At 39.2% G+C, this 22350-nt stretch carries 19 protein-coding genes, 4 tRNA genes and 2 pseudogenes; 6 read left to right on the top strand and 19 right to left on the bottom strand.

All coding sequences use genetic code 11. The features are described 5' to 3' along the window. Nucleotides 1–81: 81 nt before the first annotated feature. A pseudogene (locus DPV97_RS02945) lies at nucleotides 82–698 on the bottom strand (adenylosuccinate synthetase); the annotation flags it as partial. Between DPV97_RS02945 and DPV97_RS02940 the strand changes: the two are divergent. Continuing rightward, nucleotides 691–975 (top strand): annotated as a pseudogene (locus DPV97_RS02940) (IS3 family transposase); the annotation flags it as partial. The pseudogenes DPV97_RS02945 and DPV97_RS02940 overlap by 8 nt on opposite strands. A gap of 62 nt (nucleotides 976–1037) precedes the next feature. Here the strand turns inward: DPV97_RS02940 and argG are convergent. From argG to DPV97_RS02925, 3 genes are all read right to left on the bottom strand, one after another. After that, a complete protein-coding gene (argG, locus tag DPV97_RS02935; protein WP_070713632.1) occupies nucleotides 1038–2372 on the bottom strand; it encodes an argininosuccinate synthase in 1335 nt (444 codons plus the stop codon). A gap of 51 nt (nucleotides 2373–2423) precedes the next feature. Beyond that, entirely contained in the window at nucleotides 2424–3254 is an 831-nt protein-coding gene (locus DPV97_RS02930) for an SDR family oxidoreductase (protein WP_049364314.1), read from the bottom strand. 72 nt (nucleotides 3255–3326) lie between these two features. Next, complete coding sequence (locus tag DPV97_RS02925) at nucleotides 3327–4187, bottom strand: phosphoribosylaminoimidazolesuccinocarboxamide synthase (RefSeq protein WP_049364315.1); 861 nt, start codon at nucleotides 4185–4187, stop codon at nucleotides 3327–3329. Nucleotides 4188–4409: 222 nt separating this feature from the next. On the opposite strand from DPV97_RS02925, the gene prfC reads away from it, so the two are divergent. Beyond that, nucleotides 4410–5993 carry a peptide chain release factor 3 gene (prfC, locus tag DPV97_RS02920; RefSeq protein ID WP_070713630.1) on the top strand — a complete coding sequence of 528 codons (1584 nt, stop codon included), beginning with the start codon at nucleotides 4410–4412 and terminating at the stop codon, nucleotides 5991–5993. Nucleotides 5994–6130: 137 nt separating this feature from the next. On the opposite strand, the gene DPV97_RS02915 is transcribed toward prfC, so the two are convergent. The 7 genes from DPV97_RS02915 to gloB all read right to left on the bottom strand — a co-directional run bounded on the left by DPV97_RS02915 (nucleotide 6131) and on the right by gloB (nucleotide 9531). Beyond that, nucleotides 6131–6205, bottom strand: a tRNA-Gln gene (locus DPV97_RS02915). Nucleotides 6206–6252: 47 nt separating this feature from the next. Then, a tRNA-Gln gene (locus tag DPV97_RS02910) sits at nucleotides 6253–6327 on the bottom strand. Between the two features lie 27 nt (nucleotides 6328–6354). Beyond that, nucleotides 6355–6439 (bottom strand) — tRNA-Leu (locus DPV97_RS02905). A 5-nt stretch (nucleotides 6440–6444) separates the two neighbouring features. Further along, a tRNA-Met gene (locus tag DPV97_RS02900) sits at nucleotides 6445–6521 on the bottom strand. A 123-nt stretch (nucleotides 6522–6644) separates the two neighbouring features. Continuing rightward, entirely contained in the window at nucleotides 6645–7388 is a 744-nt protein-coding gene (locus tag DPV97_RS02895) for a phosphodiester glycosidase family protein (RefSeq protein ID WP_070713627.1), read from the bottom strand. Beyond that, nucleotides 7372–8694, bottom strand: a complete 1323-nt coding sequence (hemA, locus tag DPV97_RS02890) for a glutamyl-tRNA reductase (protein ID WP_070713624.1) — start codon at nucleotides 8692–8694, stop codon at nucleotides 7372–7374. The genes DPV97_RS02895 and hemA overlap by 17 nt, the downstream gene beginning before the upstream one ends. A 135-nt stretch (nucleotides 8695–8829) precedes the next feature. Further along, nucleotides 8830–9531 (bottom strand): hydroxyacylglutathione hydrolase, encoded by a 702-nt coding sequence (gene gloB, locus DPV97_RS02885; RefSeq protein ID WP_070713621.1) that lies wholly within the window; start codon nucleotides 9529–9531, stop codon nucleotides 8830–8832. Between the two features lie 28 nt (nucleotides 9532–9559). Here gloB and DPV97_RS02880 point away from each other — a divergent pair, with 28 nt between their 5' ends. After that, on the top strand, nucleotides 9560–10258 hold the full coding sequence (locus tag DPV97_RS02880; RefSeq protein ID WP_083313292.1) for a class I SAM-dependent methyltransferase: 699 nt from the start codon (nucleotides 9560–9562) through the stop codon (nucleotides 10256–10258). Here the strand turns inward: DPV97_RS02880 and DPV97_RS02875 are convergent, their stop codons facing one another. Next, on the bottom strand, nucleotides 10259–10597 hold the full coding sequence (locus tag DPV97_RS02875; RefSeq protein ID WP_111382864.1) for a YegP family protein: 339 nt from the start codon (nucleotides 10595–10597) through the stop codon (nucleotides 10259–10261). It abuts the gene before it with no gap. A gap of 179 nt (nucleotides 10598–10776) precedes the next feature. Here DPV97_RS02875 and ycaO point away from each other — a divergent pair, with 179 nt between their 5' ends. Continuing rightward, nucleotides 10777–12540 carry a 30S ribosomal protein S12 methylthiotransferase accessory factor YcaO gene (gene ycaO, locus DPV97_RS02870; protein ID WP_070713614.1) on the top strand — a complete coding sequence of 588 codons (1764 nt, stop codon included), beginning with the start codon at nucleotides 10777–10779 and terminating at the stop codon, nucleotides 12538–12540. Nucleotides 12541–12693: 153 nt separating this feature from the next. After that, complete coding sequence (gyrA, locus tag DPV97_RS02865) at nucleotides 12694–15339, top strand: DNA topoisomerase (ATP-hydrolyzing) subunit A (RefSeq protein ID WP_070713611.1); 2646 nt, start codon at nucleotides 12694–12696, stop codon at nucleotides 15337–15339. 98 nt (nucleotides 15340–15437) lie between these two features. On the opposite strand, the gene DPV97_RS02860 is transcribed toward gyrA, so the two are convergent. Genes DPV97_RS02860 through sstT form a run of 6 tightly spaced genes read right to left on the bottom strand, consistent with a single transcriptional unit; the run spans nucleotide 15438 to nucleotide 20837 of the window. Then, nucleotides 15438–15995, bottom strand: coding sequence for a TorD/DmsD family molecular chaperone (locus tag DPV97_RS02860; RefSeq protein WP_070713609.1), 558 nt, complete (start codon nucleotides 15993–15995; stop codon nucleotides 15438–15440). Nucleotides 15996–16018: 23 nt separating this feature from the next. Then, a complete protein-coding gene (locus tag DPV97_RS02855) occupies nucleotides 16019–16624 on the bottom strand; it encodes an NAD(P)H-dependent oxidoreductase (protein WP_070713605.1) in 606 nt (201 codons plus the stop codon). Then, nucleotides 16621–17076: an NfeD family protein gene (locus tag DPV97_RS02850; RefSeq protein ID WP_070713603.1), complete on the bottom strand. Its 456-nt coding sequence runs from the start codon at nucleotides 17074–17076 to the stop codon at nucleotides 16621–16623. The genes DPV97_RS02855 and DPV97_RS02850 overlap by 4 nt, the downstream gene beginning before the upstream one ends. Before the next feature lie 52 nt (nucleotides 17077–17128). Beyond that, complete coding sequence (locus DPV97_RS02845) at nucleotides 17129–18043, bottom strand: SPFH domain-containing protein (protein ID WP_049364327.1); 915 nt, start codon at nucleotides 18041–18043, stop codon at nucleotides 17129–17131. A gap of 45 nt (nucleotides 18044–18088) precedes the next feature. Further along, nucleotides 18089–19537 (bottom strand): molybdate ABC transporter ATP-binding protein ModF, encoded by a 1449-nt coding sequence (modF, locus tag DPV97_RS02840; RefSeq protein WP_070713601.1) that lies wholly within the window; start codon nucleotides 19535–19537, stop codon nucleotides 18089–18091. Nucleotides 19538–19595: 58 nt separating this feature from the next. Then, the gene (sstT, locus tag DPV97_RS02835; protein ID WP_070713599.1) at nucleotides 19596–20837 is read right to left on the bottom strand and encodes a serine/threonine transporter SstT; all 1242 of its coding nucleotides are present in this window, start codon (nucleotides 20835–20837) and stop codon (nucleotides 19596–19598) included. Nucleotides 20838–21110: 273 nt separating this feature from the next. Here sstT and DPV97_RS02830 point away from each other — a divergent pair, with 273 nt between their 5' ends. Further along, nucleotides 21111–21560, top strand: coding sequence for a LexA family protein (locus DPV97_RS02830; protein WP_083313286.1), 450 nt, complete (start codon nucleotides 21111–21113; stop codon nucleotides 21558–21560). A gap of 78 nt (nucleotides 21561–21638) precedes the next feature. Here DPV97_RS02830 and DPV97_RS02825 read toward each other — a convergent pair whose 3' ends face one another. Then, nucleotides 21639–22190, bottom strand: coding sequence for an NlpC/P60 family protein (locus tag DPV97_RS02825; protein WP_049364330.1), 552 nt, complete (start codon nucleotides 22188–22190; stop codon nucleotides 21639–21641). Between the last annotated feature and the right edge of the window lie 160 nt (nucleotides 22191–22350).

The raw sequence follows: 22350 nt of genomic DNA, 5'->3' as shown, positions 1-22350 counted from the left end.
GACTTAGCCCTTTTAGTTTGATATAAAAATAAGATAAAAAAAGCCCGCACTTTTTAAGTGCGGTCGAAAACTGAGAAGAAATTAAGCTGCGAAAGGATAACGTAAAATCATGGTTTCTACACGATCAGGGCCTGTTGAAAGAATATCAATTGGTACCCTAGTTACTTCTTCAATACGTTTAATATAGTTAATGCAGTTTTGTGGTAATTTATTTACATCTGTAATACGGAAGGTATTTTCTTTCCAACTCGATAATGTTTCATAAATTGGTTCTACCCCTTCCCAATCTTTCGCTGATAATGGTGTATATTCAACGATTTCACCATTTGGCATTTTGTATGCAACACAGATTTTACTTCATCAAAACCATCAATACGTCTAGTTTAGTCATACAAAAACCAGAAATAGAGTTAAGTTGGATTGCACGACGAATAGCTACGGCATAGAACCAACCACAACGACGTAGATGGGCCTGTTACCGCACAAAATTCGTTACCTTTACGCGCAATTTCAGCCCCCACATCATCAAATAATTCTGTTGTGAATAGGCCACCACCTACACGAGTACAGTAAGCTTTGATGATACCAAGTACATAATCAAGATTACGCGGGCCAAAACCAGAACCTGTTGCAACACCACCAGCCGTTGTGTTTGAGCTGGTTACATACGGATAAGTACCCTGGTCGATATCCAACATAGGCTGGCAATATCAAATGCTAGCTTATCGTCGAATCTTGGCTGAACATGGCATCATTCAAAGTATGTCGAGAAAAGGGAATTGCTTAAATAACGCCGCAATGGAAAGTTTCTTTGGACGATTAAAAACAGAATGTTTTTATGGTCGGGAATTTAAAACAAAAGAAGAGATAGTTGATGCCGCCAGGGATTATTGGGATTACTATAATCACCGACAGATTCAACTAAAATTAAAAGGACTGAGTCCGATACAATACCGAAAACAATCCTTTAAATGACAGTCTAACTTTTTGGGGTGCAGATCAAAATCAACCGCACTTTTTATATTTAAAGGAGAAAATTATTTTTTACCTAATTGCGGTAACACTGAATCTTTACCCGCAGTTAATAAACCAACTTGAGAGTAGATACTTAATTTGCCGCGTGTATCCGCTACGTCTAAGTTACGCATGGTTAATTGGCCAATACGATCGATTGGATCAAATGGCGCATTTTCCACTTTTTCCATACTTAAACGTTCAGCCGCATAAGTTAAGTTTGGTGATTCAGTATTTAAGATTGAGTAGTCATTACCACGACGAAGTTCTAATGTCACTTCACCAGTCACCGCACGAGCGACCCAACGTTGTGCGGTTTCACGTAACATTAACGCTTGTGGATCAAACCAACGACCTTGGTATAACAAACGACCTAAACGTAAACCGTTGATACGATATTGTTCTATAGTATCTTCATTATGAATACCAGTTACTAAACGTTCATAAGCGATATGGAATAATGCCATTCCCGGTGCTTCATAAATACCACGTGATTTAGCTTCGATAATACGGTTTTCAATTTGGTCTGACATGCCTAAACCATGACGACCACCAATGCGATTTGCTTCTAAGAAAAGATCCACCACGTTATCAAATGTTTTGCCGTTTAATGCAACCGGCACACCTTCTTCAAAGCGAACGGTCACCAGTTCTGGTTTCACTTGAACATTTTCATCCCAAAATGCCACGCCCATAATTGGTTTCACAATTTTAATGCCAGTGCTTAATTCTTCTAAGTCTTTCGCTTCGTGTGTCGCACCTAACATATTAGAATCAGTTGAATACGCTTTTTCTACCGACATTTTGTAGTCAAAGCCATTTGCGATTAAGAATTGTGACATTTCAAAGCGACCGCCCAACTCATCGATGAATTGTTGATCTAGCCATGGTTTGTAAATTTTTAAATTTGGGTTGGTTAATAAACCATAACGATAAAAACGCTCAATATCGTTACCTTTGAAAGTTGAACCATCACCCCAGATATTCACATCATCTTCTTTCATTGCTGCAACAAGCATCGTACCTGTTACCGCGCGACCTAGTGGTGTGGTATTGAAATAGGTTGCTCCACCAGTCGAAATATGGAATGCACCACATTGAATAGCCGCAATCCCTTCATGGGCTAACTGCGCACGACAATCCACTAAACGCGCATTTTCCGCACCATATTCCATCGCTTTTTTTGGAATTGCATTGTAATCATCTTCATCGGGTTGACCTAAGTTTGCTGTATAAGCATAAGGTACTGCACCTTTTTGACGCATCCAAAGCAATGCAGCACTGGTATCTAGCCCGCCTGAAAAAGCGATACCAACTTTTTGACCTTTAGGTAAATGTTGCAGAATCGTATTTGACATATTTTATTTCCTTCATTGTGGTTATGGTGAGTGAGTCTTTAAAAAGTGCGGTCAAAAATCACTGCGCTTTTCTAACATATCATCGGGATTTGGATAACGATAAGCGAAGCCTAAATCTCGACAAATTTTATCTGCCATAATGATTCGTTTCTGATCCGAATCACTACATTCAAATTGTGGTATGGATAAATCATAAAATACCGCTGCTTTTGTGTAATATTCTGCTCGCGTAGGATGAATTGGCGCGCAAAGATGGTAAGTTCGCAATCCATTTGGATTCATGAGTAAAGCAGTAATAGCTTGAATGCAATCCTCAAGATGCACCAAATTAACAGGTGAATTGCCCTGTTTTAAATTGCGTTTTCCTGCTAAGAATTTAACCGGATGGCGTTGTTTACCAATTAATCCTGCAAGTCGAAGAATATCGCAATGCGATATTCCTGATTGGAACAAGCACTGCTCTGCTTGTATCAGTGTTTTACCCATTTCTGTTTCAGCTGAAAGTTGAGAACCTTCATCAAATTGCCCCGAAATATCAGGAAAAACAGAAGTTGAACTGGTAAAAAGTACATGTTGTACACCTTGTTTCTTTGCTTGATTGGCTAAAAAAGCAAGATATTCACAATACTGTTGAGAAGAAAAACGGCTAGGTGGTAAGGTGATAATAAGAGCATCTACATTAAAAAGAGGGCAAATATTGTCTGATAAACTCGTCATTTCGTCAGAAAGCGAAAAAGGATAAGTTTCAATGCCTAGCTGATGCAATTTTTGAGCATCCTCAGGGGATTGTTTGGATCCTTTTACATACCAACCAAGCTCTTTTAAGTGCAGCGCCAATGGTAAGCCTAACCAACCTAAACCTACTATCGCAACAGATTTCATACTCTTTTATTCACAACATTTTATCCATAAAAATCCCTGCTATTCTAAAACATAGCAGGGAGTTTGTTAATGTTATTTTGTTAATAAATCCAACGCCTCTTGATATTTAGCCACTGTTTTTTCAATCACTTCTTTTGGTACTTTCGGTGCTGGTGGTTGTTTATTCCAACCACTTTGTTCTAACCAATCTCGTACAAATTGCTTATCAAATGATGGCGGATTTGTGCCTTCTTTATAAGTATCAACTGACCAAAAACGGCTAGAATCCGGTGTCAATACCTCATCCATTAAAGTGAGTGTGCCATTTTCATCTAAACCAAATTCAAATTTAGTATCACAAATAATAATACCTTTAGTCAGCGCATATTTGGCAGCCTCAGTATAAAGTGCAATGGCTTTTTCTCTGACTTGAGCCGCTAATTCTGAACCAATAGCTTTTTCACATTCCTCATAGCTAATATTAATATCGTGATTACCCACTTCTTCTTTACTTGATGGCGTAAAAATTGGTTCAGGTAATTTGCTTGCTTCGACTAATCCTTCCGGTAATTTCAAACCACAAATGGTGCCCGTTTGCTTATAATCTTTTAGCCCGCTACCTGTTAAATAACCACGTACGATAGATTCAATTTTTATTGGTTTCAAACGTTTACAAACCACTGCGCGATCTTTTACTAAATCAGCTTCTTCTTTTGGTAACACATCATAAAGTGAATCACCAGTAAAATGATTCGGCATAATATGAGCTAGCTTATTGAACCAGAAATTGGAAATTTGAGTAAGAATTTCACCTTTGCCTGGGATAGGATCATCTAAAATCACATCAAATGCAGACAAACGGTCACTGGCTACCATTAACATCCGTTTATCATCGATCTCATAAAGATCACGCACTTTTCCCGAATAGATTTTTTTTAGACTAAGTTGTGTCATTGCTTGCACCTTTAATTATAAGAATAAAAAATCGGCACATATTATACCCCATTTCTTGCGCAAACGTTTGCTTTTTTTTGTCAAAAAATTTTTAAAGAAAAGAAATTACAGAGTCATACACCTAAATAAGCTATAGATAACAAAAGAAAAACAATTTAATTTGAGCTCAATCTGAAAATCAGCGACAATACAGCATTATTTAAAACAGAAGAAACAAGACAAATGAGTTATCCATTAGAAGAAGTGAATAAACGTCGCACGTTTGCGATTATTTCCCACCCTGACGCGGGTAAAACCACCATCACCGAAAAAGTATTGTTATACGGCAATGCCATTCAAAAAGCGGGCTCTGTTAAAGGTAAAGGCTCTACACAACATGCAAAATCTGACTGGATGGAAATCGAAAAACAACGTGGTATTTCCATTACGACTTCCGTGATGCAATTCCCTTACAATGAGTGCTTAGTAAATTTATTAGATACGCCGGGGCATGAGGATTTCTCCGAAGATACCTACCGCACTTTGACAGCTGTGGATAGTTGCTTAATGGTTATCGATTCTGCAAAAGGGGTTGAGGAACGTACCATTAAACTAATGGAAGTGACCCGTTTGCGCGATACACCAATTATCACATTCATGAATAAACTTGACCGTGATATTCGTGATCCAATGGAATTATTAGATGAAGTGGAAAACGTATTAAAAATCCATTGTGCGCCGATCACTTGGCCAATTGGTTGCGGTAAGTTGTTTAAAGGGGTTTATCATTTATATAAAGATGAAACCTATCTTTACCAAAGCGGCCAAGGCTCAACTATTCAAGAAGTGCGTATAGTGAAAGGCTTAAATAGTCCAGAATTAGACGCTGCAGTAGGTGATGACTTAGCCCAACAACTGCGTGATGAATTAGAGCTTGTAAAAGGTGCAAGTAATGAATTTGACCTCGATTTATTCCTAGCTGGTGAATTAACACCTGTCTTTTTCGGTACAGCATTAGGTAACTTCGGTGTCGATCATTTCTTAGATGGTTTAACTGAATGGGCGCCGGCCCCACAAGCTCGTCAAGCTGATACTCGTAAGGTTTCAGCAGAAGAAGAAAAATTCACTGGTTTTGTGTTTAAAATCCAAGCCAATATGGATCCCAAACACCGCGACCGCGTGGCTTTTCTCCGCGTAGTTTCGGGTAAATACGAAAAAGGGATGAAACTTAAACACGTGCGTATTGGTAAGGATGTGGTTATTTCCGATGCGCTCACCTTTATGGCGGGGGATCGTACCCATGCTGATGAGGCCTATGCTGGCGATATTATCGGTCTTCATAATCACGGTACGATTCAAATTGGCGATACCTTTACACAAGGCGAAGAGCTTAAATTTACTGGTATTCCAAACTTTGCCCCTGAATTATTCCGTCGCATTCGTTTAAAAGATCCTCTTAAACAAAAACAATTGTTAAAAGGCTTAGTACAACTTTCTGAAGAAGGTGCTGTGCAAGTATTCCGTCCATTAAGCAATAATGATTTGATTGTTGGCGCAGTCGGTGTGTTACAGTTTGATGTGGTCGTTTCTCGTTTGAAATCAGAATATAACGTAGAAGCTATTTACGAAACGGTCAACGTTGCAACAGCTCGTTGGGTGGAATGTGCAGATAACAAAAAATTTGAAGAGTTCAAACGCAAAAATGAGCAAAATCTGGCATTAGATGGTGGGGATAATCTTGCTTACATTGCACCAACTATGGTAAACCTAAACCTTTCACAAGAACGTTATCCTGATGTAACCTTCTTTAAAACAAGGGAACATTAATTATGATACGAAGTGCAGTCAAAATTTATAGTGAATTTGGTACCGCACTTTTTTCGTGATAAATAAAAAATGAAATAACTAAAGTGCGGTTAAATTTAATCGCATTTTTTTATACAAAAGAAATAGAGAAAATAAGATGGCTGGGGTACTAGGATTCGAACCTAGGGATGCCGAGATCAAAACCCGGTGCCTTACCGCTTGGCGATACCCCAACTGAAATGCTTTGATTGGAAATAAAGAAGATTTTATTTAGATAGTATGGCTGGGGTACTAGGATTCGAACCTAGGGATGCCGAGATCAAAACCCGGTGCCTTACCGCTTGGCGATACCCCAACTACTATTTGACTGCAAGCTGATAAATGGTGCGGGACGAGGGACTTGAACCCACACACCTCTCGGCGCCAGAACCTAAATCTGGTGCGTCTACCAATTTCGCCAGTCCCGCAAACTTGGTGGCTACAGCGAGATTCGAACTTGCGACCCCAACATTATGAGTGTTGTGCTCTAACCAACTGAGCTATGTAGCCATCATTTGCTTTACCTTATCGGCTTTGCGGGGCGTATTATCCTGATTTGACCTATTCTCGTCAATCATTTTTTTGCAAAAAACGGATTTTTTGATTTAGTTGATTATAAATAAAACGCTTTTGCTATTTTTTGTTCACATCAAGAACGGAGATCATTCCAACAAAACGCTTCCAATGCAAGGTATTAAATTGCCCCGGAATGTACCAATTAGAAATGGTTCCATCAAGATATAAGGCATCATGACAACCTATTTTCAGCAAACCTTGGCTCAATGTATAAAGGTTAGGCTCGCCTTTTATCGTCATCAAGAAAAGTAATTCATTTTGCTTCGTCAAACACACTGCATTACGCTTATGATAGCTTTCTAGGCTTGCTCGAAATTGCGGATTCATTTTTCCATGAATAATTAACATCGGGCCTGATTGCAACGCAAAGTCTGGCTTGAGTTTGCTTTTCTGATACGCAGCGGTTGTTAAAATGTAGGGTTTATTTCCAGCAATAGCGAATACCCCATTAGGCTGCACATGGAAATTACCTTTGCCTGCTTTTGTATTTAACGCATTGAGCTCTTTTCCTTGCTCAATCCATAACCCTGCAGGCACATTATTCATGCTATAAATGCCCGCATTCATGACCATTTTCACATTATAGCTATCTTCTAAGGCATTTTTGAGGCGCGTTAAACTTTGATAATCGTTACCTTCAGCATCTTTCCAATGTAGCTGCACTTCTTCAGGTTTAGCTTGGAAAATCCCGTAAGTAATATTGCCATCATTAAAGGTTTGATATTCAGCTAAGGCTGATACACTCATCAGTAGCGATAAGCCACCTAAAAGTGCGGTCAAAAATCTAATCGTTTTTTTCATTTAAAGGATGGGTTAAATGCAAAGCATTGGAAAAGGCGTGCAAGCCTTCCGCATTACCGGACTTCATCATGGCTTGCATGGTTTGGGTTGGCGCATGAATGAGTTTATTCGTTAATTTATAACTCAATTCTTGCAGAATTTTTTCAGCATTCTCACCTTGTTGAATTTGGTGTAAGGCTTTTTCGAGTAGTTCTTGGCGAGTATTCTCCGCTTCATCACGATAATGACGAATCAAATTGGAGAATTGATGAACCTTCAACCACTCAAAGAAATCCGTGCATTCTTGTGTAATGATGTCTTGCGCTTGCTCTGATGCTTGCTCACGTTGAAAAAGATTGCGTTGAATAATATCTTGCAAATCATCTACGGTGTAATGATACACACTTTCTAATTCCGAGACGTTTTCATCAATATCGCGCGGCACCGCAATATCCACCATCAAAGTCGGTTTAAATTGGCGTGCTTTTTCCGCAATTTCAGCCATTGCTTTGGTGATTAAAACATTCGGACTGCCTGTTGAGCTGATGACAATATCCGCTTGATTTAACGGTGTTTGCAACTCATCGAGAGAATACACTTCAATCGGCGTATTAGAGGCTAAAGTCTCTACCAACTGTTCAGCGCGAGATAAAGTGCGGTTAGCAATCATCAATTTTTTTACACCGTGGCGTAATAAATGACGGCTCACCAATTCAATAGTTTCCCCTGCCCCAACAAGCAAAATTTGTAATTCACGTAAAGATTCAAAAATCTGGCGCGCCAAGCTACAAGCTGCATAAGCCACCGATACAGCGCTTTCACCAATATTAGTTTCAGTGCGTACACGTTTTGCTGTAGCAAAGGTTTTTTGGAACAAACGAGAAAGCGTGCTTGAAAGTGGAATATTCGCCGCTTGATAATAATCTTCACTGATTTGGAACGCTTGTTTCACCTGTCCTAAAATTTGCGGCTCACCCAAAATTAATGAATCCAAACCACAGGCCACGCGCATTAAATGATTTGCAGCTTGTTGATTTTGATGTGTGTAAATACTTTTATTTAATTCATCTACAGAAAGCTGATGAATATTAGCAAACCAATTTATACAGTTCGTTTGCCATTGCTTACACTCTTGGGGCGAAATTTGACGATGATGAAGATAAATCTCGGTACGGTTACAGGTAGAAAGAATAACTGCACTTTCTGCCAAATCTTGTTGGTGAATTTGTTGTAAGGCAAGCTGCCGCTTTTCTTCAGAAAAAGCGACTTTCTCACGAACAGCAACAGAAGCTGTTTTATGATTAATGCCAAGAACAAGAAGGGTCATAAAAACCTAATAAAAACAACCGCACTTTTATGAATATGCAGCTTAAGTAGAAAGTAAAATTTTCGCTATTTTAATGAATTGTTGAGAATTGAGCAAATTTCAAGAGAAAAAACTCAAGCAAATAACTAAAACGAGTTAAAACTTATCTTTAGCTAAACGCCATTGTGTAAATTCGTCTAAATTTTTTGCTTGTAAAAACGGGTTAATTTGTTTCTCTAATCCAATTGTTGTTGGCAAACTCGGTTTACCCTCTGTTCGATAACGCTCCACTAAAACACGTTGATTTTCAACCACACTTTTATCCGCCAATATGGTTTCCGCAAAAGCTAAATTACCCAGCGTATATTCATGAGCCGGGCAAACCACGGTTTCATCTGGTAATTGGTTAAAACGTTGCATAGTTTCAAACATTTGAGCAAAATTTCCTGTAAATACGCGACCACAGCCTGCAGAAAATAGTGCATCGCCGCAAAATAGATGCCCATCCACCAAATAGCTGACATGCCCTGTCGTATGACCACCGCTTGGCAAAACTTCAATATGATAATGTGCCGTATTAATCACACCACTATCCACGATATTGGTTGCCCCTTTATTTGCACATTCTGTTGGACCGAAAACAGGCACATTAGGATAATACTGCTTAAACTCCGCGACACCTTGCACATGATCATCGTGATTATGGGTTAATAACACGGCTTCTACGTCTAACTTATGGGACTCTAAATACTGAACTAAAGGCTTTATTTCTGGGATATCGATCACAATTACGGGGAAATTTTCTCGTCTATAAAGCCAAATATAGTTATCATTGAGTGCAGGAATAGGAACTAGCATAAATTACCTGATGAAAATAGGATTAACATTGAATTGGAAAGCCAAATGGTACAAACCACTTCGTTCACCTGAAAGTTGGCAAGCGTTACCACAAGGTGAAACCTATTGTAACGTATTAACACATTATTTTACCCAATGGACACCAAAAATTTTAGGCTATCAAATTCTGAAAGTCGGTGCCTTAAGTGGCGAAATTGCCTTTAACTTGCCTTTACGTCATCAAATTGTGTTAGCTGAAAAAACAGCGCATTTTCCTACCGCACTTTTAAATGAAAGTGATAGCTTGCTCCAAGCATCGCCATTAACCTTGCCTTTTATTGAAAAAGAAATCGATGCCTGCTTATTGGCAAACACCTTAAATTTTTCGCAAGATCCTCATCAAATATTACGTGAGGCACATCGCGTTTTAAAAGATGACGGCTGGATGTTCATCACGTTATTTAATCCGATGAGTCCATTACTTTTCAAATCTAAATTAGGTGAGTTTAAATTCCGACAATATGCCACTTGGCGAGTCATTGACTGGCTATCGTTATTAAATTTTGATGTGATTGCTGAAGAAAGACTATCCATAAAACAAGAAAAGAACACGCTCTGCTCTCCGCTCACTGTGATCATTGCCCAAAAACGAACCTATCCCTTAACACTGAATCCGGAGAAAGCGCGATCAAAAATGCCGGCGTTTTTAGAGCCGGCAAGTGCATTTAAAGAAATCAGAACAGAATAATTATTCTGTCACTTCTTTGATTACTGCAGAAGATGCATTATTCATTACAGACTCAATGCCTTTTTCTGCTGCAGCTTGAGAAGAATAATATTGGCTACGGCCAATTTCTTGATGGTTAGCCGCTTTTAAAATGAAGTAAGGTTTGTCATTTTTCGCTACGCGATATTCAAAGTTTTTCGCATCCACACCATTTTTTTGCACTGATGCAATGCCGTTTTCAGCTGATGCTTTTGTTTTATAAAGTTCGCTAGTTAAAATAACTTGTCCGTTTGCTGCTTTTAAGTTGAACATAAATTGTCCGTCTTTAGCCACTTTTAATTCATAAAATCCTTGAGCCATGATGTCTCCCAATTAATAGATTTGTTTATAATTTTACCTACACAGAAAATGCCTTTCTGCGCCAAACTAATTTACCCTTAAAAATCAAGGAAAACAAGAGCTAAAGCGTATAAATTTTATGCTTGATTAGCCCACTAAACTCCCCTATGATGCAGGAACTTTTTAGAACAGGAACAATTATGAACGGACAAACATTTATTCCCGGCAAAGATGCCGCACTTGAAGACAGTATTTCAAAATTTCAACAAAAATTGACCGCACTTGGTTTCAATATCGAAGAAGCCTCTTGGCTTAATCCTGTGCCAAATGTATGGTCTGTACATATTCGTGATAAAGATTGCCCACAATGTTTCTCTAACGGTAAAGGCGCGAGCAAAAAAGCTGCATTAGCGTCTGCATTAGGTGAATATTTCGAACGTCTTTCCACCAACTATTTCTTTGCCGATTTCTATTTAGGGCAAGAAATTGCCAATAGCGATTTCGTCCATTATCCCACTGAAAAATGGTTTCCTATTGAAGATGAAGCCCTTTTACCACTAGGGATTTTAGATGATTACTTATGGGATTATTTCGATCCAAATCAAGAACTAACCCCAGAATTGCTTGTGGATCTGCAATCTGGTAATTACGATCGCGGTATTGTCGCGATGCCTTATGTGCGTCAATCCGATCAAGAAATCGTCTATATTCCACAAAGTATCATTGCGAATTTGTATGTCTCTAATGGGATGTCCGCTGGTAACACAAAAAATGAAGCTCGAGTGCAAGGGCTTTCAGAAGTTTTTGAACGTTACGTAAAAAATCGCATTATTGCAGAAGCAATCAGTCTTCCTGAAATTCCAAAACCCGTCATGGATCGCTATCCATCGATTCAAGCCTCTATTGAAAAATTAGAGGAAGAAGGCTTCCCTATTTATGCCTTTGATGCATCACTTGGTGGCAAATATCCTGTCATTTGTGTTGTGTTGCTTAACCCCAACAACGGCACGTGCTTTGCCTCTTTTGGTGCACATCCAAACTTCCAAGTGGCATTAGAGCGTACCGTAACGGAGCTTTTACAAGGTCGCAGCTTAAAAGATCTCGATGTATTCTCGCCTCCATCATTCAATAATGATGATGTAGCTGAACACGCCAACCTTGAAACACACTTTATTGATTCTAGCGGTTTAATTTCTTGGGATTTATTCAAAAATACGCCAGATTATGAGTTTGTAGATTGGGATTTCTCAGGTTCAACGCAAGAAGAATATGAAAACTTGATGGCAATCTTTAATGCAGATGAAAAAGAAGTCTATATCATGGATTACAACCATTTAGACGTTTACGCTTGCCGTATTATTGTTCCAGGCATGTCTGATATCTATCCTGCTGATGACCTCATTTATGCCAATAATAATATGGGTATGGACTGGCGTGAGATCTTATTGGATCTACCACACCATCATCATGATGCTGAAACTTATGAAGAATTATTAGCAGAATTAGATGAGCAAGATATTGACGATGCTACACGCGTTCGCGAATTTATCGGTATCGTGGCACCAAAAGCAAGCGGTTGGACTACATTACGTGTTGGCGAGCTTAAATCCATGCTTTACTTAGCATTAGGTGAATTAGAATTAGCCTTAGATTGGGCAAACTGGACGATGAATATGAATAGCTCTGTGTTTACGCCTGAGCGTGCAAATTACTATCGTGCCTTAATCAGTATTATTGAATTGCATTTAGACAATACTCGCGATCCACAACAATATCGCACTGTATTTGAAAGAATGTATGGTAAAGAAGCCGTTCAACAAGCTTGGGCTTCGGTGGCAGAAAAAGGTAACCCGTTCTATAACTTACCAGCCAGCGATGAAACGCTTGAAAACTTCAAAGAACACCAAGCTTTACTTGGTGCCTATGCTAAACTACAAAAAGCCAAACGAGAAAATTGGAAATAGACGATTTACTCTCAATCATAAGGCGGACTTAATGTCTGCCTTATTTATTTCCGCATTAAAAAACTGCTTTAAAATCAACCGCACTTTTCACACAAAAACGCTTAAATTTATGCTATAATCCGTCGCAATTTTTTGATCAAAAAAGGAATAAAAATGACGGATTCAATCCATTCCTCTATTACCCCAGTCAATATTGAAGAAGAACTCAAATCTTCTTACCTTGACTACGCCATGTCGGTGATTGTTGGGCGTGCTTTGCCCGACGTACGTGACGGCTTAAAACCGGTGCATCGACGTGTGCTTTTCTCTATGGATCAATCTGGCATCACTGCCGGCAAAAAATACGTAAAATCTGCCCGTGTGGTAGGTGATGTAATCGGTAAATATCACCCGCACGGTGATTCTGCGGTATATGACACCATTGTGCGTATGGCACAGCCGTTCTCATTGCGCTACATGTTGGTAGATGGGCAAGGTAACTTCGGTTCAATCGACGGTGACGCACCAGCGGCAATGCGTTATACCGAAGTCCGTATGCAAAAAATCACCCAAGCATTATTAACTGACTTGGATAAAGAAACCGTGAATTTCTCGCCAAACTATGATGGCGAATTAATGATTCCGGATGTATTACCAACCCGTATTCCTGCACTTTTAGCGAATGGTTCTTCCGGTATCGCGGTAGGGATGGCAACCAACATTCCACCACACAACTTAAATGAAGTTTTAGATGGCTGCTTGGCTTATATTGATAACGAAAACATCACCATTGATGAATTAATGCAATATATCCCAGGCCCAGACTTCCCAACAGCGGCATTAATTAATGGCCGTAAAGGGATTGAAGAAGCTTATCGCACTGGTCGCGGCAAAGTGTATGTTCGCGCTCGTGCTAGCGTAGAAACCACAGATAAAGGCAAAGAGCAAATTATTGTGACCGAATTGCCTTATCAGGTGAACAAAGCCAAATTAGTGGAAAAAATTGCGGAGCTTATCAAAGATAAAAAAATCGAAGGCATCAGCAATATTATCGACCTTTCGAACAAAGAAGGGATCCGCATTGAAATCGACATCAAACGTGATGCCATAGGCGAAGTGGTATTAAATCACCTTTATGCTCTTACCCAAATGCAGGTGACCTTCGGGATCAACATGGTGGCCTTGGATCACGGTCAACCACGTTTATTCAACTTAAAACAAATCATTGAAGCCTTTGTGATGCACCGTCGCGAAGTGGTGATTCGCCGTTCTTTATTTGAATTGCGCAAAGCCCGTGAACGTACCCATATTTTAGAAGGTTTAGCGGTTGCGACATCAAATATCGATGAAATCATCGACATCATCCGTCAATCGAAAGAGCGTAAAGAAGCGGCAGAAAAATTAATCTCTCGCCCTTGGAAACTGAATAACGAAATTTTAGGCTTGCTTGATGCGGCGGCACGTCCGGCTGAATTAGCGGCTGAATTTGGTATTCAAGGTTCTGATTACTACCTTTCTCCAGAACAAGTTGATGCAATCTTAGAACTTCGCTTGCACCGTTTAACCGGTCTTGCTACCGAAGAAGTAATCAATGAATACAAAGAGTTATTGGTTAAAATTGCAGAACTTCTTCACATCATCAACAGCCCTGAGCGCTTGATGGAAGTGATTCGTGAAGAGCTTGAACAAGTACGTGCACAATTCGCCGATGAACGTCGTACTGAAATTACTGCAGCTTCCGGTGATATTGATTTAGAAGATTTAATCGCTCAAGAAGATGTGGTAGTAACCCTTTCTCACGAAGGTTATGTGAAATATCAACCGCTTACCGACTACGAAGCACAACGTCGTGGTGGTAAAGGTAAATCTGCAACGAAGATGAAAGATGAAGACTTCATTGAAAAACTCTTAGTGGCGAATACTCACGATACGATTCTCTGCTTTTCGAGCCGTGGCCGCTTATATTGGTTGAAAGTCTATCAATTACCACAAGCGAGTCGTGGTGCGCGTGGTCGTCCAATTGTCAATATTCTACCGTTACAAGAAAACGAGCGTATCACCGCAATCTTACCAATCTCTGCTTATGAAGAAGATAAATTCGTTATCATGGCAACGGCTGGCGGTATTGTGAAGAAAATTGCGCTAACAGAATTCAGCCGTCCACGTTCAAGCGGTATCATCGCCTTGAACTTACGTGATGAAGATGAATTAATCGGTGTGGATATCACCGACGGTTCTAACGAAATCATGTTGTTCTCTTCTCAAGGCCGCGTAGTGCGTTTCGCTGAAAGTGCAGTACGTGCAATGGGTCGTTTAGCAACAGGTGTACGCGGTATTAAACTTGCCCTCACTAATGATATCGCTGACGATGAAAGTGCGGTCGAAATTGAAGAGGTTTCGGACGATAATGCAGAAGAAACTCTCGATCTCAACATCGATAAAGTTGTATCCTTAGTTGTACCGAAAAATGATGGTGCAATTCTTACCGCGACGCAAAACGGTTATGGTAAACGCACGCAATTAAGCGAGTACCCAACTAAATCTCGTAACACCAAAGGGGTGATTTCGATTAAAGTGAGCGAACGTAACGGTAAAGTCGTTGCCGCGACACAAGTAGAAGAAACCGACCAAATTATGCTTATTACCGATGCAGGTACCTTAGTGCGTACTCGTGTAAGTGAAGTAAGTATCGTTGGCCGTAACACCCAAGGGGTTCGTTTAATTCGCACCGCAGAAGATGAACACGTAGTCAGTCTTGAACGTGTTTGTGATGTGGATGATGAAGACGAAGGCACTGAAGATGTAACTTCTGAAGAATAATTGATCTTCCATTAAATAAAAGCCCCTGCGTTTTGATTCGCGGGGCTTTTTATTGTTATCTAAAAATCTCTTTTAGAGATCTATTCTATTGATGAAAACTACTCGCCTTCTTCTAATTCATCAGCCATTGCCGCTAGAATTTCACGGGTTAAATATGCCAATGAGCGATAGAAAGGGAGCGTTGCATAAGTTTCCACTTGGGTTAAGAATTTCGCTGCGCAAGGTAATAAGAAATCACCGAATAAATCTTGTTGAGCAGATAGCGATTCCGTGTTGTCTTCTAACCAAGAAGCCGTCAATAATAACAAGGCAAAATGATCTACATTCTCGGCTTCCGGCACATTACGGGCATAACGAAAATCCACAAAACGTTGCACATCCATATCGTAGCTTGAAATGGCTGTAGGTACGTTACCGTTTGGACCAAACAATTTTTGATATTCTTGATCAAGCAACGTTAAATCAATTTTCATTTGTAAATTATCCATGGCTGCTTCGCTTTCTTTATCCGTAGAAAGTGCCCACACTTGACTTAAACCTTGTTGCTGCAGCCAATCAAATACCCCACTCAAAATTGGATCCGTAGGGCTGCGATAAAATAAATTGCCAAATAGACGGCTTATTAAAGAAAAATTATTCACTTGAGTTTCTGACATCTGTTGCTTTCCTATGATTGTGCTCACGATTGAGCTAAGAGTGCGGTCAATTTTGCTGTTGTTTTTTCGGCGGCTTCGTCAAGCATCGCTTGGCGAGCAGCATCATCGATAATATGAATATCCCCAAACAGGGTGTAATCCACATTCTCGATACCGCAATAATTAAATAAACCATTGATCAAACAATGATTAAGAGATTTATCCACGCCGTATTCTTGATATTTTGCTACGCTACTCCCTATAGTGATAAATTGTTGCATCACTTTATCTTGAAGCAGACCTTTGGATTCACTATTTTCTGTTTTATAAGCAAAACCATGGCTTAATACACGATCTAAATAGCCTTTCAACATTGCAGGAAAGCCCATCCACCATAAAGGATAAACCATCGTAATCAAATCTGCTTGGCGAATAAACTCATGCTCTTGCTGAATTTCTGCCGGAATAATCCCTTTATTGGCCGATTGTAATTCTTCAAAGGAAATAATCGGATTAAATTCCATTGTGTAAAGATCGCGCAAATGGGTTTCAACACCAAGCTGTTGGCTTGCTTTTACAATGCGATCCACGATGGCACGACCAAAACTTTTTTGACTATTGGGATGCGCAAAAATAATTAAATGATTCATTCTGTTACCTTTTTCACTAACAGTGTGATGCCATCAACGCGTTCTACCACCACAAGATCATTCACTGTTAAATGCTCGCCTTGGATACGCCATGTTGTATCGCCAAAGGCACCACGACCAATCCCGTTAGAACCGATTTCTAATACCGTCCCTTTTTTACCTAACAGAGTATGCTCCCTTTGATTTAAGGTTGTACGTGATTGATCCTGATTATCTTTGCTATGTTGGTATTTCCACCAAAGCAGCGAGAGAATAATCGCTAAAATCGCATAAAAAACGGCTAAAGCGGTTAAGGACCAACTTGGCATTAACGCCATTACGCCTGCCGTTACAATCGCGGCCAAGCCCCACCACAATAAAAACACGCCGGGTACGAGGGTTTCAGCGATTAATAATACAAAACCTAATACTAACCAATGCCATACCGACCAAGTTGTCAACCAATCTGCCATATCAACTCCTTGAGAGAAAAAGTGCGGTCATTTTTAACCGCACTTTAGGAAATTACGCTTTTTTGTCACCTTTTAACAGTTCGGCAATACCCGCTACCGAGCCGATTAGATTGCCTGCTTCAAGCGGTATCATGACCACTTTGCTATTCGGTGAACCACCGATTTGTTTTAAGGCTTCTGTATATTTTTGTGCGATGAAGTAATTGATCGCTTTGGTATCACCGCTAGCAATCGCTTCTGACACCATTTGAGTTGCTTTCGCTTCCGCTTCTGCCGCACGCTCACGAGCTTCTGCTTGTAAGAAGGCTTCTTGACGCTCCCCCTCCGCTTTCAGAATTCGAGCTTGTTTTTCCCCTTCGGCACGTAAAATTTCCGCCTGACGAATACCTTCCGCTTCCAATACTTCCGCACGTTTATTACGTTCAGCTTTCATTTGCGCATTCATAGAATCAATCAATTCACGTGGTGGACGCACATCACGAATTTCAATACGGGTGACTTTAATCCCCCAAGGATTAGTCGCTTCATCCACAATCGCCAACAAACGACCATTAATGGAATCACGCTGGGAAAGCATTTCATCCAATTCCATCGAACCTAATACGGTACGAATATTGGTCATGGTTAAATTGATAATTGCTTGTTCCAAATGATTTACTTCATAAGCTGCACTGCGAGCATCAATCACCTGTACGAAACACACCGCATCAATGGATACGTTCGCGTTATCCTTAGAAATAACTTCTTGTGAGGGAATATCTAATACCTGTTCCATCATATTGATCTTACGACCAACACGATCCACAAACGGCACCACAAAGTTCAAACCCGGCATTAAGGTGTGGGTATAACGTCCAAAACGCTCAATCGTCCAGTTATAGCCTTGAGGTACGGTTTTGAGTGCTGAAAATAGTACGACAACAGCTAATACAATAAAAACGACTGCAGCAATAGATAAGCCTTCCATAGATTACTCCTTAATGATGAGGAAATATAAGAAAAGTCTATCAAATTAGACCGCACTTTGTATATAAATATATTTATCGTTTTCTCTTATAAATTCAAAAAGATGCGTAATGCAATTCAGGGCATCTAAATCCTGATGAGAGACAAATAAAAGTTGGGTTTTACTATTATTGACCAGTTGCTCAATAAAATATTTTACGAGCTTGCGATTTAATCCATCAAGCCCTTGAAAAGGTTCATCTAAAATCAAAATAGGTGGATATTTCACCATCGCACGAGTAATGAGCAATAAACGTTGCTGTCCCCAAGAAAGTGAACGAAATGGCTTTTTGGCTAAATGAGTCAGATTTAAACGAGCTAACCACTGCATGGCTTTTAAACGAATTGCCTCTGGCACTTGTTGATAAATCCCTATACTGTCAAAAAAGCCTGAAATAATGACATCTAGCACGGAACAATTCACACGATAATCTAAATGCAGTTGGCTGCTTACGTAGCCAATTGTTTGTTTAATATCCCAAATGGTTTCGCCTGATCCACGTTGTTTACCAAAGATCACTACATGATTCACAAATGCTTGAGGATGATCACCTGTAATTAACGAAAGTAACGTAGACTTTCCTGCGCCATTAGGTCCTTTAATCCACCAATTTTGATTTGGCTGAACAACCCAGTTTAAATGATCCAAAATGACTTTATCGCCATACTGGACCGTGACATTTTTAAGCTCAAAGTGCGGTTGGTTTTCAGGCAATTTTAGTAATGGTGAGGCTGGCTCAGGCAAAGCTACATAAACAGACTGCTCCGCATAAACTAATTGTTGATAAATACTTTGTTGCTCAATGAATTGGCGTTCACCTTCTAATACTAACTCTAAATTGTCCAACATGGCTAAATGAGTCGCTTCAGCAGGAATATCGGCCAAACGATTAACAATTAGAACAATTGCACATTCTTTTTTCAGTTCGTTTAACATCGTCATCCAATCTTGCACAGATTTTTGATCTAGCCCTTCAAAAGGCTCATCTAAAATCAACAAATCAGGCTTTTGTAATAACGCTTGTGCCAATAACACTTTACGCGTTTCCCCAGTAGAAAGTTTGATAAAGAAACGCTCTAAGAGATAAGTAATCCCTAATTTCTCTGCAATTTGTTCACAAAAAGTAAGCGCCGTACTACCATTTAAAATGGTTTCTCTTGCTGTTTGACCAAAAAAATCGGGATCTGTATCATCATTGTTTAAATTCTTTAATGTCGCTTCAAGAATTTCTCGCTGTTTTTCAAAAGAGAAAGATTGAACACATTTGAAAGTATTACGATACTCCCCTTCCTGTAAAGACAATTCATTTTGCAAAGCTAAAGCAAACGCTGATTTTCCACTGCCATTACTGCCTACCAAAACCCAATATTGCTGTGGCTCAATCGCAAAGTGCGGTAAGTTTAAGGTTTGTTTTTGATGAAGCTTAAATTTTGCTTGCTGAATTAAAAGTGTCATTCTCTTTCCCTTAAAAACAAAAGGCGAGCAATTTGCCCGCCTTGTAAGATGAATTGAATTAACCGTTTTTACGCTCTTCTTCCATACATACTGCCGCAGTAAATAATACGTCAGTTGAAGAGTTTAATGCAGTTTCTGTTGAGTCTTGTAAGATACCAATCACAAAACCTACACCTATCATTTGTGCCGCGATGTCATCATTAATACCGAATAAGCTACAAGCTAATGGGATTAACAATAATGAACCACCTGCCACACCAGACGCTCCACACGCACAAAGCGCAGCAACAATACTTAATAACACCGCACTAATGAAAGAGACTTCGATACCTAATGTATGAACAGCTGCTAACGTTAATACAGTAATGGTAATCGCTGCACCCGCCATATTGATATTCGCACCTAATGGAATTGCCACAGAATAGGTTTCTTCATCAAGATTTAAGCGTTTTGCTAATTCAATGTTTACCGGGATGTTTGCCGCAGAACTACGCGTAAAGAATGCAGTTACACCACTTTCACGTACACAAGTCCACACTAATGGATATGGGTTACGACGGATTTTCCAATAAACAAGGATTGGGTTAAGTACAAATGCAGTAAATAACATTGTGCCGATTAACACAAATAATAATTGAACATATCCACCTAACGCCGCTAATCCTCTATCAGATAAAGTTTCAGCCACTAAACCAAATACACCAAACGGTGCAAAAGAAATAATGACATGAACAATTTTAGAAATGCCCTCAGCAAAATCAGCTACAACTTGTTTAGTTGAATCTGAAGCATAACGAAGCGCTAAACCTAAACCGATAGACCATGCTAATACACCGATAAAGTTTGCTTTGAAAATTGCATTTAATGGGTTATCTACCACATTCAATACTAAAGTAAGCATTACTTGGCCAACAGATTGAGGTGCTGAACTCGCATCCTCTTTTACTGCAAGAGCCACATCTGATGGGAATGCCATACTTGCAATCACTGCAGCCACAGCGGCCAAGAAAGTACCCAAAAGATAAAGCACGACAATTTCTTTCATGTTGCTTTTAGAACCGACTTTCTTATTAGCCAGTGCTGCCATAACAAGGAAGAAAATCAAAATTGGTGCAACTGCACGCAATGCTTTAACAAAAATTTGACCCAGCACACCAAAGCTAGATGCAAGATCAATGCCTGATGAATTTTTTACACTCTCATTCACCAATGCAACAAGGATCCCGAGTACCAAACCAATAGCAATTCGTTTTACCAAATTACCTTGGAACAAAAAATGAAATAAACGTGATGTATTCATAATAGTTTTAAATGAAGATTAAGTTGAACTTCAGATCGTTACGATCCACCGAAACACGATAAAGATAGCTCAAATTTTATTTAAAAGAAAATTTTTTCTTTATTATTTTGCTAAAAAATTGAACTTTTTAAGATAGGAATGAATTTTTTCTAAAATTTTCGCCTATAAAAAAATTTTTTCTATGTCCTATTGACATACTGTATCTAATACCAGTATATTATACCTGTATAAACAACCAATGATTAAAAACACATTAACTAAAAGGAACACAAGATGATGAACTACGCAAATACAGTTGCACAAAATGATATGACGTTTTCTTATCATCCTATGCCATTTTTCAATGATGTTGAAAGTAAATCGACATTTAATAAAAAATTAGATCTCAACCTTTATTGCATCAAACGTCCACAACAAACTTGCTTCATTCGTGTTACCAATCCGAATATGCTTGCTTGGGGAATTGAAATGGGCGATATGTTAGTGGTTGAAAAAAATGACACCCTTTTCATCGGTGATCTTGTGGTATTAGAAAAACAAGATGAATTCCATATTTATGAATTTGCTGGTGTAAGCGGTAATGAATTTGTATTCATGGCATTAGATTCCAAAGTGGAGAATATTAAAACAACACAATGGACAAGCCTACCATTGGTTGGAACAGTAACAAATACCATCCACCAAATGAAACCAAGAAGAGATTTAATGAAATTTGCGGCTTAAGCCAATCATCAAATAATCTAAATAAAGAAAAAGTGCGGTTAAAATTAACCGCACTTTTTTGTTGAAACAAAATTGTCATTACATCACACGACGAGATTGTGTATAAGTTCTTGACCAGTAATCTTCATCCAATGAACTAATTGTTACGCCTTGGCTTGTACTTGCATGCATAAATTGATTATTTCCGATATAAACACCTACGTGATTATTTCCGCGGAAAAACACTAAATCACCTTTACGCAATTCATGCTTTTGGATTTGACGACCTAAATAACGCTGTTCTGAAGTTGAACGTGGCAGTTCCATACCGTAAGCATCAAGGAAAGCTGTTTGCATAAATGCAGAGCAATCAATACCACGTTTTGTAGTTCCTCCCATTCTATAACGTGTTCCTACCCATTCGTTATAAACTTGAGAAAGTGCTTTATCACCAATTAAACCGGATTTAGGACGGTTTGTTCTTAATTTAGAATGAATTTCACTTTTCTTTCCATCTAAACCAGCAATCAACCCTGCTAACTCGGCATCATCACTTTCAGCAATAACACCGTTTTGAGCCTGCCTAGGGCTATTAGAGCAGGCCGTTGTCAACACGGCCAAACCTACAATAATCAAAATCTTCTTTAACATAGCCTTTAAATAATAAAATAATATAAAACAAAATTGGTCGAATTCTATCAGAAAGCTATTATCTGCGCCACTTCTTATTGAATTTTTATGCAATTTTGTGAGCAAGATCTCAAAAAAATAAGGGCTACTAAATAAGCAACCCTTAAAAAGATTAAAATTG

Origin of the sequence: Haemophilus parainfluenzae, from assembly GCF_003253005.1 — a bacterium.
In the GTDB taxonomy this organism is placed as follows: Bacteria; Pseudomonadota; Gammaproteobacteria; order Enterobacterales; family Pasteurellaceae; genus Haemophilus_D; species Haemophilus_D parainfluenzae_M.
This window is presented reverse-complemented; position numbering and strand designations above follow the sequence as displayed.